The organism is Pseudomonas sp. GD03862 (assembly GCF_029840855.1).
Taxonomy (GTDB): Bacteria; Pseudomonadota; Gammaproteobacteria; order Pseudomonadales; family Pseudomonadaceae; genus Aquipseudomonas; species Aquipseudomonas alloputida.
The window spans coordinates 77985-92291 of the sequence record NZ_JAOCDI010000004.1 but is presented as its reverse complement, the minus strand read 5'-3'; the positions used below and the strand labels follow the sequence as shown (position 1 = coordinate 92291).

The 14307-nt window shown below is 53.6% G+C and carries 11 protein-coding genes, 1 tRNA gene and 1 pseudogene; 9 read left to right on the top strand and 4 right to left on the bottom strand.

The genetic code is table 11. The annotated features are described in order from the left end of the window. Positions 1–94: 94 nt before the first annotated feature. Both N5D53_RS04265 and N5D53_RS04260 read right to left on the bottom strand, forming a co-directional pair. Entirely contained in the window at positions 95–1474 is a 1380-nt protein-coding gene (locus N5D53_RS04265; RefSeq protein WP_198747834.1) for a uracil-xanthine permease family protein, read from the bottom strand. A gap of 163 nt (positions 1475–1637) precedes the next feature. Continuing rightward, a complete protein-coding gene (locus tag N5D53_RS04260; RefSeq protein WP_003251184.1) occupies positions 1638–2309 on the bottom strand; it encodes a Bax inhibitor-1/YccA family protein in 672 nt (223 codons plus the stop codon). A 133-nt stretch (positions 2310–2442) separates the two neighbouring features. Between N5D53_RS04260 and N5D53_RS04255 the strand changes: the two genes are divergently transcribed. Continuing rightward, positions 2443–2530: transfer RNA gene (locus N5D53_RS04255), tRNA-Ser, on the top strand. A gap of 262 nt (positions 2531–2792) precedes the next feature. Here N5D53_RS04255 and N5D53_RS04250 read toward each other — a convergent pair. After that, positions 2793–3150 (bottom strand): annotated as a pseudogene (locus N5D53_RS04250) (transposase); the annotation flags it as partial. 380 nt (positions 3151–3530) lie between these two features. Between N5D53_RS04250 and N5D53_RS04245 the strand changes: the two are divergent. After that, entirely contained in the window at positions 3531–4298 is a 768-nt protein-coding gene (locus tag N5D53_RS04245) for a 3-oxoacyl-ACP reductase family protein (protein ID WP_104886348.1), read from the top strand. A gap of 35 nt (positions 4299–4333) precedes the next feature. Here N5D53_RS04245 and N5D53_RS04240 read toward each other — a convergent pair whose 3' ends face one another. Continuing rightward, a complete protein-coding gene (locus N5D53_RS04240; protein WP_198747833.1) occupies positions 4334–5212 on the bottom strand; it encodes a LysR substrate-binding domain-containing protein in 879 nt (292 codons plus the stop codon). A 178-nt stretch (positions 5213–5390) separates the two neighbouring features. Between N5D53_RS04240 and N5D53_RS04235 the strand changes: the two genes are divergently transcribed. The 7 genes from N5D53_RS04235 to gpmI all read left to right on the top strand — a co-directional run bounded on the left by N5D53_RS04235 (position 5391) and on the right by gpmI (position 14284). Beyond that, entirely contained in the window at positions 5391–6668 is a 1278-nt protein-coding gene (locus N5D53_RS04235; protein ID WP_064491904.1) for a ribulose-bisphosphate carboxylase large subunit family protein, read from the top strand. Positions 6669–6671: 3 nt separating this feature from the next. Continuing rightward, positions 6672–8063 (top strand): four-carbon acid sugar kinase family protein, encoded by a 1392-nt coding sequence (locus N5D53_RS04230; RefSeq protein WP_198747832.1) that lies wholly within the window; start codon positions 6672–6674, stop codon positions 8061–8063. 60 nt (positions 8064–8123) lie between these two features. Then, a complete protein-coding gene (locus N5D53_RS04225) occupies positions 8124–9467 on the top strand; it encodes an MFS transporter (protein WP_014755976.1) in 1344 nt (447 codons plus the stop codon). A gap of 140 nt (positions 9468–9607) precedes the next feature. Then, the gene (gene pyk, locus N5D53_RS04220; protein ID WP_017148220.1) at positions 9608–11044 is read left to right on the top strand and encodes a pyruvate kinase; all 1437 of its coding nucleotides are present in this window, start codon (positions 9608–9610) and stop codon (positions 11042–11044) included. Between the two features lie 161 nt (positions 11045–11205). After that, positions 11206–11379, top strand: a complete 174-nt coding sequence (locus tag N5D53_RS04215; protein ID WP_158666114.1) for a hypothetical protein — start codon at positions 11206–11208, stop codon at positions 11377–11379. Continuing rightward, complete coding sequence (gene eno, locus N5D53_RS04210) at positions 11372–12640, top strand: phosphopyruvate hydratase (RefSeq protein WP_104887831.1); 1269 nt, start codon at positions 11372–11374, stop codon at positions 12638–12640. Before N5D53_RS04215 ends, eno begins: the two co-directional genes overlap by 8 nt. A gap of 108 nt (positions 12641–12748) precedes the next feature. After that, complete coding sequence (gene gpmI, locus N5D53_RS04205; protein WP_198747830.1) at positions 12749–14284, top strand: 2,3-bisphosphoglycerate-independent phosphoglycerate mutase; 1536 nt, start codon at positions 12749–12751, stop codon at positions 14282–14284. Positions 14285–14307: the final 23 nt, after the last annotated feature.

Below are 14307 nucleotides of genomic sequence, written 5' to 3'. Positions count from 1 at the left end.
GCTAACTCATGCAAAGGAATGGTGCCATGATAAAGCAAAAAAGCCCGCGCCCGCTTGTGCAAGCGGGCGCGGGCTTTTCATTCAATCTCCAGGTTCAAGCCTGCTCCTTGCCCTCCGGCAAGAACCAGTTCAGCACCAGCGCACAAATCCCTCCGGTAGCCACACCCGACTCCAGCACATTGCGAATCGCCGCCGGCATGTGCGCCAGGAACTCTGGCACCTGCGCCACACCCAGGCCCAGTGCCAACGACACGGCAATAATCAGCAGCGCCCGACGGTCCAGCCGGGTGCTGGCCAGAATATTGATCCCCGACGCCGCAACCGCGCCAAACATGACCATCGCCGCGCCGCCCAGCACCGGCTCCGGCACGGCCTGAATCACCCCGGCAACACTCGGGAACAGCCCCAGCAACACCAGCATCACGGCAATCCACGTACCGATATGACGGCTGGCGATACCGGTCAGCTGAATCACCCCGTTGTTCTGGGCAAAAATCGAGCTAGGGAAGGTGTTGAACAGACCGGCCAGCAGCGAGTTGGCGCCGTTGACCAGCACGCCCCCCTTGATCCGCTGCATCCACACCGGCCCTTCGACCGGCTGGCGCGACACCTTGCTGGTGGCGGTAACGTCACCGATGGCTTCCAGCGAAGTGACCAGGTAAATCACCAGCATCGGAATGAACAGCGCCCACGAGAAGCCCAAGCCAAAGTGCAGTGGTGTCGGCACCTGGAACAGCGCGGCCTCGTGCATGCCGGTAAAGTCCAGGCGGCCCAGGTATCCGGCCAGCGCATAGCCGACCGCCAGGGCGATGACGATGGCGCAGCTGCGCATCCACACCACCGGGATACGGTTGAGAACGACGATGATCGCCAGTACCACGCCCGACATCAGCAGGTTTTCGCCATTGGCAAAGGTGCCATTGGCCATGGCCCCAAAACCACCGCCCATGCTGATCAGGCCGACCTTGATCAGCGTCAGGCCGATCATCAACACCACGATGCCAGTCACCAGCGGGGTGATCAGGCGTTTGACGAAGGGCAGAATGCGCGACACGCCCATCTCGACGAACGAGCCTGCGATTACTACGCCAAAAATGGCTGCCATTACGCCTTCAACCGGCGTGCCTTGCTTGACCATCAGCGCACCGCCGGCAATCAGCGGGCCGACGAAGTTGAAGCTGGTGCCCTGAACGATCAGCAGCCCCGCGCCAAATGGGCCGAAGCGTTTGCACTGGACGAAGGTGGCGATACCCGAGATCACCAGCGACATCGAAACGATCAAATTGGTATCACGTGCAGATACGCCCAGCGCCTGGCAGATCAGCAGGCCAGGGGTGACGATCGGCACGATGATCGCCAGCAGGTGCTGCAGGGCTGCCAGCAGGCCGATCAACAGCCGTGGCTTGTCCTCCAGACCAAGCACCAGTTCATTGGCAGGCGCCGCTGCGCCTGGGCTGTGTTCGTGTGAGCTCATTGCTGAAAGCCGCCCCGGAAGAAAAAAGGAGCGCATTCTACGGGGTGATGGCGGATAGCGGTAGAGAAAACGGGATGACGGCCCGAGCATCTTGCAGCTCAACCCATTTCCAGCGCCCACAAAAAAGCCCGCCGAAGCGGGCTTCTTGCGGTACAGCAATCAATCAGTCATCGCGACCCATGATGCCAAACAACTGCAGCAGGCTGACAAACAGGTTGTAGATCGACACATACAGGCTGATGGTTGCCATGATGTAGTTACGTTCGCCACCATGAATGATCGCGCTGGTCTGGAACAGTATGCAGACCGACGAGAACAGCACGAAGCCAGCGCTGATTGCCAGTTGCAGGCCGCTGATCTGGAAGAAGAAGCTGGCAACGACAGCACCCAGCAGAACGAAGAAACCTGCAGTGATGAAGCCGCTGAGGAAGCTCATGTCCTTGCGGGTGATCAGCACGTAGGCCGACAGACCACCAAATACCAGCGCAGTCATGGCGAACGCGGAGCTCACTACCTCGGCGCCACCGGCCATGCCCAGGTAGCGGTTGAGGATCGGGCCGAGGATGAAGCCCATGAAGCCGGTAAGCGCGAAGGTGGACACCAGGCCCCAGGCCGAATCACGCAGTTTGTTGGTAAGGAAGAACAGCCCGTAGAAGCCGATCAGCACCACGAACACGTTCGGGTAGCCGACGCGCATCTGCTGGGCAACGAAAGCCATGACACCGCTGAAGGCGAGAGTAAGCGCCAGCAGGCTGTACGTGTTGCGCAGGACCTTGCTGATCTCCTGCTGCTCGACCTGCTGGCCGTGGTGGACGGCGTAATCCTGTTCGCGCATGGCGACACTCCTTGGTAAACCTGTGGTTTCGGACGTTCAGATGCTAGGAGTCTATCAGAGCTCCTGCAACCCGCGACACAGAGAGTTTGACAGCGTGTTTCATTAAGGTATTATGGCGGCCGCAAAACGAGCTGGAAGCGTGGCCGAGTGGTTTAAGGCAACGGTCTTGAAAACCGTCGATGGGCAACTATCCTAGAGTTCGAATCTCTACGCTTCCGCCATATTCAAAGCCCTGATTATTCAGGGCTTTTTGCGTTTTTGGGGCTCCGATTTTCTATTTCATACGGATCGCGCCCGCATTTCTTTGATCATTTCCGCATGCTGTGTGCGAGCTGCTGGTAGTGGCCAAGTGATCCTGAGCCCTGCGCAAGGTTTGTCCTCGGCGATCGCAGGCGGTAACCCGTCGTTGAGCTGATGCGGCCGTTTCCAGATGTGCCGTTGTTTCAGGAATCAGCCGATATCCTGCTGGGCAGGCGATGCGCTCATGTCAAAAAGCGAGCACAACAGGTCAACCGGCGCTTCGCAGCAGAGTTGATCGATTAACGCGAGCGCTCCTGCTCCTCGGCCATCAAGCGCTCGGTAGCTCTTTAGGATCGATTTCTCCTGCGCCTGCCAAATGATCCGCGCTTCCAGTTCCTGGGTTTTTGCTGCTCAGGCGTCAGCGCTTCACTGGTCGGTGTAACACCGCCACGTTCCTGCAGAGGCTGGGCGATCCACCTGGGCAAGGCTGACTCAGCCAGTCCAAGCCACCGCGCCGCCTCGATGTTGTAGCCTGGTCGAGCACCAAGCGGGCGGCTTCGCGCTGAAATGCGGATGTGAAGGTGCGGCGTTGCTTGATCATCAGGCACCTCTCTGTGGTGGGCAGGTGTAGCTACTCGTAAATATTTAAGTGATGGAAGGATGGCGGAAATTTTGACATCACCCATACATTTCACCTCTGTTGTGAATTCAGTGGTTGTCGAGCACCCGGCTATTTCCTCTGGTGGACATATAGAATTTAAAAGTTTTTATGTGTTCAACGTAGTCACTATTTATTTGCTGTGAAGGCCCCTCGGTATGCCACCCTAGTATGGGGCTTCAGTTGGTGCAGTTAATCGCGCTGGCTTGTGTGAGGTTTCCTCTCCTAAGCACGAGTTTTTATCCATTGCGCAAAGCCCCCTGACAGCTCTAGCCTTCAGCGATCCAATAAGCCTTTGGCGGTCATAACAAGAGAGGGTTTCGATGAAGTACGCAGACAAGAAAATCGCCGTGGTTACAGGCGGTGCGATGGGTATCGGTGCTGAAGCTGCCGTTTCACTGGCAAGGGACGGGCATCATGTCGTCATTTGTGACATCAATGTCGACGCGGCTGAGCAATTTTCGCGACATCTGCGTGAGGAGGGCTACACGGCTGACGCATGTCAGGTAGATGTAGCCTCGATGGAGTCTGTAAGGGATGCATTTTCTTGGATCGATAGCGAGTTCGGCAGGTGCGATGTCCTAGTGAATTCCGCAGGTATCGCCAAGACCATGCCGTTCCTGGAGTTTGATCTAGACGTTTTCAACAAGACCATGCACATCAACGTCACTGGCACGTTCATGTGCTGCCAACTCGCCGCTCAAATCATGCGGAAAAACGGGTTCGGCAGAATCATCAACATCGCGTCGGTCGCTGGTATGCGTGCCGTGGGCAAGGGTCGAACCGCTTACGGTACTTCTAAAGGTGCAGTCATTGCGTTGACCCGGCAGATGGCTGTGGAACTCAGCGAATATGGGATCACTGCTAACGCTATTGCGCCGGGCCCGGTCGATACCCCGATGACCAAGGAGTTGCACAGCGACACCTTCCGCCAGGCTTATAGCAATGCTATTCCGGCTAAGCGCTACGGAACGACTCAAGAAATTGCCGGCGCAGTTAGCTATCTGGCATCTGACGTAGCCGCTTACGTGAATGGTGTTGTTCTGCCTGTGGATGGCGGGTTCCTGGCCTGGGGCGCAGGCGACCTGTAATCGGCACTATTGCAAGCGCCCAAGCGGGCGCTTGTCTAGCTTTGAGCCATCTCTTTCTTTATCCACTTTTCCAAATCTGCTGTATCAGTGCGTAGCCTCGCATTGGGTGAAACCCACAGAACCAATTTTGCTGTCCCTTGCACAAAGCCAAAGGGAGCCACCAAGGCACCACTTTCAAGCTCTGCCTCCACCAGCATGCGTGGGACACAGGCGAACCCCAAGCCAAGCTTGGCAGCCTGGATCAGCAAGTAGAAGTGTTCGAAATACTCCATCTCAAGCAGCTGACCAGGTTCCTCCTCAATAGATGAGTACCAGTCCTTCCATGCGTGAGGGCGTGTTTTTGTGGTCAGCAAACGTTCTTTAGCTAAGTCGCTCACCTCTGTGACGCCGGACGCAGCCAGATAAGCAGGCGAACAGATCGCACCTACCCATTCGCTGGTCAAGGGTATCGGCTCGATCCCTGGCGGTGGTTCGATGCTGTCGAGGCGTATCGCGACGCTGACGCCTTCGTGGGCGAAATCAATGGGGCCGTGACCCGTTTTCAAGCCTAATTCCATGGTGGGGAAGCTGCTGTGTAGCTTGGCAAGTCGAGGTAGCAGCCAATGCATCATGATCGAGGCGGAGCAGGAGAGTTCGAGCGGGCGAGGGCGAACCTCATCAATGCTCTCTTGTATCAAGGCAAAAGCCCTGGCCAAGCCCGAGGCGAGGCGTGATCCCTCTGGGGTGAGCTTGGTGCCATGTGCATTTCGGGTGAGCAGAATTACACCTAGGGCGTCTTCCAGGCTTCGGACATGACGGCTGATAGCTCCGTGAGTCACGCACAGAGCATCCGCTGCATCGCTGAACGATCCTTTGCGCGCGATCATTTCAAACGCTCGTAGGGCATTGAGCGAAGGCCTGACTGGCGACGTCATATACGCACCTCCTTAAGACCGAAGCCTCGGCCATAGCTAGGATTCTAGTGTGAGTTTTTCTCACTCTCGAAGGAAATCATATCGGTTGGATTGATACAGGGTCAATGTATATTGATTTGAAACTGTCTTGGGCATTTCGGGCAGATTCACAATAACAAATAGATTTGAGGCACCCATCATGGTCGATCACAAGGCCGGGCGAGAGGAGTTTACTGCCCGATTTTTTGTAGAGAGCAGCTACCCAATTGAACGGGTTAGCGAGGTAATCGCAGGAGAGCAATCCAGCGGTACCTTCCTCTCACTTCCTGGCGAATCGGCGGAGCTTAAAGAACGCTCTCGTGCTCGTGTCGTAGCTATTGAGCCGCTGCCGTCCGTTTCCAGCCCTTCTCTGCACAGCGACTACCTGGCTCGCCACAATCCCTCTGAGACCTACCATCGAGGTGAGGTCACTATCGCGTTCCCTACAGCCAATATCGGAACGAATATCCCTGCGTTGCTCACCACCATTGCCGGCAATCTCTTTGAGATCGGCGAGGTGAGCGGGCTGAGGGTGCTAGATCTGGAGCTTCCCGAGCGGTTTGCATCGGGATTCATTGGCCCTCAATTCGGAATTGAGGGCACCAGGGCGCTAGCCGGTGTTCATGACCGACCGATCATTGGAACCATCGTCAAGCCGAGTATCGGCCTTACTCCCGAGCAGACAGCTTCTGTGGTCGATGAGCTCTGCGCCGGAGGTATCGATTTCATCAAGGATGATGAGTTGCTCATCGATCCTACCTACGCTTCGTTCGATGCCCGTCTCGGTGCTGTGATGCCTGTGCTTCACAAGCATGCAGATCGCCTCGGACGCATGCCCATGTACGCTATCAACATCTCGGGCAGCATCGACGAGATGATGCGCCGCCAAGATGCAGTGCTTGAGGCGGGTGGTACCTGCGTGATGCTTTGCCTGAATTGGGTTGGGCATTCGGCGGTAGAGCACATTCGAAAGCATGCCCAGTTGCCTATTCATGGTCATCGTAATGGCTGGGGAGCTCTGACTCGTTATCCCCAGTTAGGTTTCTCATTCGAGGTGTATCAGAAGATCTGGCGGCTGGCCGGGATCGACCATCTGCATGTGAATGGTATTCAGGGCAAGTTCTACGAGGCGGACGACTCCGTAATCTCCTCTGCCAAGAGCTGCCTTGCTCCATTTGCCGGCATGCGCCCCTTGATGCCTGTCTTCTCCTCCGGACAATGGGCGGGCCAGGCGCCTGAGCTTTTCAACAGGCTTCAATCTGTTGACCTGATGCACCTCGCTGGCGGCGGCATCATCGGTCATCCGATGGGTATCGAAGCAGGCGTGCAAAGCATGCGTGAGGGCTGGGAAGCTGCTGTACAGCATATGCCTCTTGAGCGTTACGCAGAGGGTAGGCCAGCCCTGTCAGCGGCCCTTCAGAAGTTTGGAGGCAAATAAGTCATGACCTCCCATCACGTTACCAAGCTGCCGTTGGTCTTTTATGGTGATGACTTCACTGGCTCGACCGATGCTCTAGAGGTTCTGACGGCTGCTGGACTTAAATGTGCCCTGTTCCTCGCTCCTCCGACCCCAGAACGCCTGGCGGAACTCGGCGAATTTGACGCCATCGGCATCGCTGGTGATAGCCGTGCTTTGTCCAATGGCGAGATGGATGCGGTGTTGCCCGGGATTTTTGAGGGCATCAAACGTCTATCGCCAGCGTTGATTCACTACAAGGTTTGCTCGACTTTTGACAGTGCCGACTCCGTGGGCAGCATTGGGCACGTCATTGAGCTGGCATCTCGCATCTATGATGTCAAAGGGATCCCGATCATTGCAGGCAATCCCGCATTGGGCCGCTACTGCGTTTTCGGCAACCTCTATGCCTTGTCCAAGACAGATCACAAGGTTCACAGGATTGACCGGCACCCTATCATGAGTGCCCACCCGATTACCCCGATGCATGAAGCGGACTTGAGTATCCATATCGGCAAGCAAAAGAACTTGTCGATTGGCAAAGTCGATATTCGCCAGCTCGAAAAGACTGCAGAGCTCAGCCGATTAGTCGACGAGATGACACAGCAGCATGATGCAGTGCTGTTTGATGGTACCGACGACTCTCATATGACCACCGCTGGCCAAGTATTGACCGAGCTTTCATCAGGCGCAGCTCCAGTCTTCGTCGTCGGTTCTTCCGGCGTGGAGTACGGCCTCACACAATATTGGCGTACCGCTGGGGTGTTTCCGCCACGAGCGTCGCTGGCCGTACCTCTGAAACCTGCAGACCAGGTACTGGTTATCTCAGGCAGTGCTTCGCCGTTGAGTCAGTCCCAGATTGAAACGGCAATTGATTACGGGTTTGTAGAGCTTGAAGTCGATGCTGCCGCATTGATTACTGAGTCCCGAAAAAGTGCCGCAATACGAGATGTGGTCATGGCCGCTGTATCCCACCTGGAAGAGGGGCGGTCGGTTCTGATTCACACTGCCAAAGGCCCATGCGATTCTCGGATCGAGCAGATGATCGAGGCAATGCTGCAAAAAGGCCTGCCTCGTGATGAGGCGAGGGTTCAGGGTGGGAAGCAGCTAGCAATGGAAGTGGGTCAAGTTGCGCTTGAAATCCTTAAGGCATTCCCGTTGAAAAGATTGGTGGTTTCGGGCGGCGACACATCGAGCCAAGTAACCAAAGTGCTTGCACCCGATGCTCTGGTTATCAAGTCTGATATTTCTCCCGGCGCTCCTTTGTGCCAAATGCACTCTCGCGAGTCGTACCTAAAGGATGTGGAGATTGCTCTCAAAGGTGGGCAGATGGGAGATCGTGATTATTTCGTCAAAGCACTCAGAGGTCTTGAATAATCTCTGAGGGTCTTTCAGCAAGAAAATACTTGCATATCTACAATAACAAAAGGTGAAACCATGCATACCTCTATATCGAGCCCTGTCGAAAGTGACCTCGATCACATGGATCATGACGAGAAGAAATCCATGAAAAATGTTGTGGCCGGAAGCCTGTTCGGAACAGCATTAGAGACCTACGACCTCTACCTTTATGGCACCGCAGCTGCCCTTATTTTTGGGCCTCTGTTTTTTCCAGGGACTGACGAAACAGTTTCCCGACTGGCCTCTCTTGCGTCATTCGCAATTTCTTTCGTGGCGCGTCCACTAGGGTCGCTTGTACTTGGTCATTTCGGGGACAGGATTGGCCGTAAAAAGCTGCTGTATCTCACGCTCATCATTATGGGCTTGAGCACTGTAGGTATTGGTCTTTTGCCTACCTATGCCAGCATTGGCATTTGGGCACCTATCATGCTCTGCGTGCTCCGCTTCATCCAAGGCTTCGCTTTTGCGGGTGAGTACAGTGGCGCTGTGCTGATGCTCTTAGAGCATGCCCCAAGAAGAAGGAGGGGATTCTATGCGGCGATCAATAACATCGGCCCAGTCTTTGGTTTCATCGCATCCGCTGGCATGCTTTTGATCGTGAGTGCCTTGCTTTCTAAAGAGGATTTCACAGCTTGGGGATGGCGTATTCCTTTCATCGCCAGCCTTGCGCTGCTGATAGTAGGGGTGTTTGTCCGCTCCAAAGTTCCTGAGTCTCCAGTGTTTGAAAAAACTGCTGAGAAGAGGGCTGCAACCCCTGGCGATTCGCAATCTCCAGCGCTCCGCTTGTTCACTCGCTATCCTAAGCAACTGATGCTGGTTGCAGGCGCTAACATCTGCCACTTCTCGACCTTCTACCTCTTCACTGTATTTGCCCTGAGCTATGGCCAGCGAGAGCTAGGCCTGTCCAACGCATTTGTGTTGTCAGTCGCAATGGTTGCAATCTGTACTCACCTGGTAGTCGTACCCTTTGCCGGGGCGCTGGCAGATCGTATTGGCCGCCGTACCATGATGCTGATTGGTTTCGTCGTGACGGCACTTGCCGCCTTTCCTTTCTGGCACCTCTTTTCAACCGGCGAGTTCTGGCCGATGGTCGCTGGATCATGCCTGTTCATGACCGGATATGGCTTGGTATACGGTGCAGTGCCATCGTTCACTGGCGAAGCTTTCGGGCCTAGCGCTCGCTTCACTGGTTTCGCGATGTCTACTAACGTTGGTGGAATTGTAGGCGGTGGTACTGCTCCAATTGTAGGGGCATTCCTCCTCAGCCATTACGGTACGCCTTACGCGATCTCGATGCTCACGATAGCTCTCGCGGCGTTCTCTGGACTCTGTGTCTACCTGTCTGCTGAGACAAAAGACGTGGACATCGTCGACGAGTGACCCTGGCATTTGCGTGCCTCCCCGGGGGCACGCAGTCTCGGCTGTAAATCCCACCTTGTATTGCTGAGTGCTCAGCCAGCAATAACTTTTCGAACTTACTCAGTGAGATGAGAGAATCCTCGTCCCTGGAAGGTATCGGTATGACCATCCGTAGAACCAAAATTGTTGCAACTCTAGGCCCTGCTAGTAATTCGCCGCAAGTCATTGAAGCGCTGATCTTGGCCGGGCTAGATGTAGCGCGTTTGAATTTTTCTCATGGCACTCCAAGTGAGCACATTACTCGCGCTCGCTTGATTCGTGAGATCGCTGCCAAACACGGTAGGCACGTGGCTTTGTTGGGCGATTTGCAGGGCCCTAAAATTCGTATTGCGAAATTCACTAACAAACGGATCGAGTTGAAGGTTGGCGATACCTTTTCGTTCTCCACGAGCCATCCCCTCATGTCAGGCAATGAGCAGGTTGTAGGGATTGATTACCCTGACCTAGTGAAGGACTGTGGTGTCGGTGACGAGCTCCTGCTTGATGATGGGCGCGTGGTTATGCGTGTTGAGTCAACTACGCCCGAAGCCTTACATTGCATCGTCACTGTGGGCGGGCCTCTGTCAGATCACAAGGGGATCAACCGCAAGGGGGGCGGGCTCACTGCTCCTGCCCTTACCGAAAAAGACAAAGCTGATATCAAACTCGCTGCCCAAATGGATCTCGACTATTTGGCCGTTTCATTCCCTCGGGATGCCAAGGATATGGAGTACGCCCGCAAGCTGCGTGACGAGTCAGGAGGGACAGCCTGGCTGGTGTCGAAAATCGAACGAGCAGAGGCTGTTGCCGATGATCAGACGCTCGATGAGCTGATCGCAGCGAGTGATGCGGTCATGGTCGCTCGGGGAGATCTTGGTGTGGAGATTGGAGATGCGGAGCTAATCGCTATCCAAAAGAAGATCATTCTGCATGCCCGGCGTAACAATAAAGCGGTGATCGTTGCGACCCAGATGATGGAGTCGATGATCTCCAGTCCGATGCCTACCCGCGCTGAAGTGTCAGATGTGGCCAATGCGGTACTCGACAATACTGACGCCGTAATGCTGTCCGCTGAAAGCGCTGCCGGGGCATACCCCATCGAGGCAGTACGTGCCATGGCTCGTATTTGCAGCGGTGCTGAAAAGCATCCAACCAATGTAAAGTCTAGTCATCGATTGCATACGACCTTTGGGCGTTGTGACGAAAGCATTGCGCTGGCCGCACTCTACACAGCGAACCACTTTCCTGGTGTTAAGGCAATCATCTCGCTCACAGAGAGTGGCTTCACACCCTTGATTATGTCTAGGCTTCGTTCTCATGTGCCGATCTATGCGCTTTCGCCTCATCGCGCTACCCAGGCTCGCTCCTCGCTGTTCCGTGGTGTTTATCCAATAGCGTTTGATCCTGCCTCACTGCCCTCTGAGACAGTAAGCGAGGCCGCCATCGGCGAATTGCTGAAGCGTGATTTGGTACAGCCTGGAGACTGGATAATTCTCACTAAGGGTGACAGTTACAATGTGGTGGGTGGTACGAACGGCATGAAAATCCTCCAAGTCTAACTCTCAGTTAATTGAAATAATTCTAGAGGCGGATGCATCAGCTTTGACGCTTATAAGGATCTGCCTCTAATTCTTGTCGGATATATACGGCGGTGCCACGCAATCGGTACTCACCTAGGTGTAGCTCCGGGGTATGGTCGCTATTGTCAGGGAGTTTCCAAATGGTTGTTCAACAGAAAATTTTTGAGTCTGGTTTGGATCGAAATTTGAAGCCTGATGACTGGCCGCGCGATTTTGATATTCGAGCTGAGTTTGCCGAACAACAAGAGTTGCTGGACGCTAATTATCAATATGCTGGATGTGCATCGCAATTGGAGGAAAGTAGTGATGAGTGAGTTCACTCGCATCAAGAAAGTCTTCGCTCGCGAGATCTTGGACTCTCGAGGCAACCCTACCGTAGAGGCTGTGGTTACTTTAGGTTGTGGAGTAACAGGTGAGGCAAGCGTACCGTCAGGCGCTTCCACCGGCTCCCGTGAAGCCCTTGAATTGCGTGATGGCTCATGGCGTTACAAGGGAAAAGGAGTAATGCGTGCCGTCGAAAATGTGAATGTCGCGATTCACGAGCGCATTCTAGGCCTGGACGCACTGGATCAGCGCGTCATTGATCAAGCGATGATCTCTCTTGATGGTACGGACTCGAAATCTATTCTTGGTGCTAACGCAATTCTCGCTGTTTCTTTGGCCACGGCTAAAGCTGCCGCAGCATCCCAAGGTATTCCATTGTACGAACACCTTGCGAAACTATTCAGTGCGAACCCCACTTACTCTATGCCTGTGCCGATGATGAATATCCTCAACGGTGGTGAGCATGCGGATAATAATATCGACATCCAAGAGTTCATGATTCAGCCAATTTCAGCTCCGAATTTTAGGGAGGGTTTGAGAATTGGTGCTGAAATATTTCATACCTTGAAGGCCGTGCTTTCAGAGCGTGGTCTAAGTACCTCTGTTGGTGATGAGGGAGGCTTCGCACCCTCCTTGGCCTCGAATGAAGAAGCGCTCGTTGTTATTGCCGAAGCTGTTAGTCGCGCAGGCTACGAGTTAGGGCGAGACGTAACATTGGCATTAGATTGCGCGGCCTCCGAGTTTTACAAGGACGGTAAATACACGTTGGAAGGTGAGGGGAGGTCTCTGACTTCCGAGCAGTTTGTTGACTATTTAGCTGATCTCTGTAGCAAATATCCGATTGCTTCTATCGAAGATGGTCTGGATGAGAGTGATTGGGATGGATGGGCATACTTAACCGCTCAGCTGGGCCAGAAGGTTCAACTGGTGGGGGATGATCTTTTCGTCACTAATCCAAAAATTCTGCGCAGGGGTATTGAGCAAGGAGTTGCCAATTCCATTTTGATTAAACTTAATCAAATCGGAACTCTAAGTGAGACGTTTGATGCCATACGTATGGCGCAAGAGGCTGGTTATGCTGCTGTGATCTCCCATCGATCCGGGGAAACGGAGGATACAACGATTGCCGATTTGGCCGTAGCGACTAACGCCGGGCAGATCAAAACCGGCTCGCTGTGTCGTTCAGATCGTGTTGGGAAGTACAACCGCTTGCTTCGTATTGAAGAGGCTCTTGAAGGCCAAGCGTCCTAAGGTGCTGGGACGATCCTCGTAGATGCCGACTGACCATCGCGCGCACGGTTTAGCTCTAAGTAGATGTATGAGTCGTGCGCGCCAGGAATATCATTCAGAGGTTCTCATATGACAACCTGCACTCTAATTGTTTTGGATGGAATTGGACTGAGGTCTCAGCAGGAAGCCAATGCAGTAGCTGCTGCCAACACTCCGACCCTGGACTACCTTTTCGAAAATTACCCTTACAGTGAGATTGCGACGTCCGGTATGGCTGTAGGGCTTCCTGATGGTCAAATGGGAAATTCCGAGGTCGGTCATATGAACCTCGGAGCGGGCCGGATCGTTTATCAAAATTTTTCGCGGATCAACAAAAGTATCGAAGATGGCTCATTCTATGAGAACGATGCTTTTCTAGAGGTTTTGAAACGTACAAGGCAACGAGGTGGTTCAATTCATCTGCTTGGCTTATTGTCACCTGGCGGTGTTCATAGTCACTTGGATCATTTTGTTGCAGCAGCCAGTTTGGTTGCGGCGAATGGTATCGAACAGTGCTATGTTCATGCGTTCCTTGATGGGCGAGATACCCCACCCAAAAGCGCTTCAGAATCTATTTCTGCCCTTGAGCTTGAATTGGCCAACAATGGCGGAGGTAGGATCGCGTCGTTAGTAGGGCGTTACTATGCGATGGATCGCGATAACCGCTGGAGTCGGGTAGAGGCGGCCTACAGGTTAATTGTTCAAGGGCAAAGCAAGTTTCACTATGAAACTGCGCTGGAGGCTCTTCAAGAAGCCTATGCACGTGGCGAAAGCGATGAGTTTGTCCAGGCAACATCGATTGGCAGCCCTGTTATAATTAGTGGAAACGATGCAGTCATACTATTAAATTTTAGGCCTGACCGATCTCGTCAAATGTGTAGAGCGCTCACTGACTATAATTTTTCTGAGTTCAAGAGACCTTTTGTCATAGGCAAAGAGCAGATGCTCACTATGACGCGCTACGCAGAAGAGTTTGATGTATTGTGTGCTTTTCCGCCAGAGCCTATTAGGAATAGTCTGGGTGAGTACATGGCCCGGCTGGGAAGGTCTCAACTTAGAATTGCCGAAACAGAAAAGTATGCCCACGTTACGTTTTTCTTTAATGGGGGGCAGGAAGAGCCATTCTCATTGGAAAAAAGGATTCTTGTTAAATCTCCGCTGGTGGAGTCCTACGATCTTCAGCCCGAGATGAGTGCCTTTGAGTTGACGGATAATTTAGTCGCAGAAATCTTAAGCGCCAATCATGACTTGATTGTATGTAATTATGCAAATGGGGACATGGTTGGTCATAGTGGTGTTTTTGAAGCTGCTGTAAAAGCTGTGGAGGCCGTCGATCAATGCCTGCGGCGTGTTGTAGACGCAGTGCTTGTGTCGGGTGGCAATTGCCTGATAACTGCAGATCACGGCAACGTTGAGCAGATGTGGGATCCGGAGTCTGGACAAGTTCATACTGCCCATACTCTTAATGCCGTACCTCTCATCTACATTTCCGGTGGGAAGAAATTCGGCCTAAGTAATGGGCGGCTGTGTGATATCGCTCCAACCATTCTAGATATCCTAGATCTTCCGCAGCCCAAAGAGATGACCGGTGTTTCGTTATTGAAGTCCAGGTTCAATAATATTTAGGTTGTCTGTGTTCGAGTTGTTAA

What these genes read in the sequence shown, in the direction of transcription:
- gpmI (WP_198747830.1), top strand. Translation starts at nt 12,749, where the DNA reads ATGACAACCTGCACTCTAATTGTTTTGGATGGAATTGGACTGAGGTCT.
- N5D53_RS04240 (WP_198747833.1), bottom strand. Translation starts at nt 5,212, where the DNA reads ATGACGTCGCCAGTCAGGCCTTCGCTCAATGCCCTACGAGCGTTTGAA.
- N5D53_RS04235 (WP_064491904.1), top strand. Translation starts at nt 5,391, where the DNA reads ATGGTCGATCACAAGGCCGGGCGAGAGGAGTTTACTGCCCGATTTTTT.
- N5D53_RS04260 (WP_003251184.1), bottom strand. Translation starts at nt 2,309, where the DNA reads ATGCGCGAACAGGATTACGCCGTCCACCACGGCCAGCAGGTCGAGCAG.
- eno (WP_104887831.1), top strand. Translation starts at nt 11,372, where the DNA reads ATGAGTGAGTTCACTCGCATCAAGAAAGTCTTCGCTCGCGAGATCTTG.
- N5D53_RS04230 (WP_198747832.1), top strand. Translation starts at nt 6,672, where the DNA reads ATGACCTCCCATCACGTTACCAAGCTGCCGTTGGTCTTTTATGGTGAT.
- N5D53_RS04225 (WP_014755976.1), top strand. Translation starts at nt 8,124, where the DNA reads ATGCATACCTCTATATCGAGCCCTGTCGAAAGTGACCTCGATCACATG.
- N5D53_RS04245 (WP_104886348.1), top strand. Translation starts at nt 3,531, where the DNA reads ATGAAGTACGCAGACAAGAAAATCGCCGTGGTTACAGGCGGTGCGATG.
- pyk (WP_017148220.1), top strand. Translation starts at nt 9,608, where the DNA reads ATGACCATCCGTAGAACCAAAATTGTTGCAACTCTAGGCCCTGCTAGT.
- N5D53_RS04265 (WP_198747834.1), bottom strand. Translation starts at nt 1,474, where the DNA reads ATGAGCTCACACGAACACAGCCCAGGCGCAGCGGCGCCTGCCAATGAA.
- N5D53_RS04215 (WP_158666114.1), top strand. Translation starts at nt 11,206, where the DNA reads ATGGTTGTTCAACAGAAAATTTTTGAGTCTGGTTTGGATCGAAATTTG.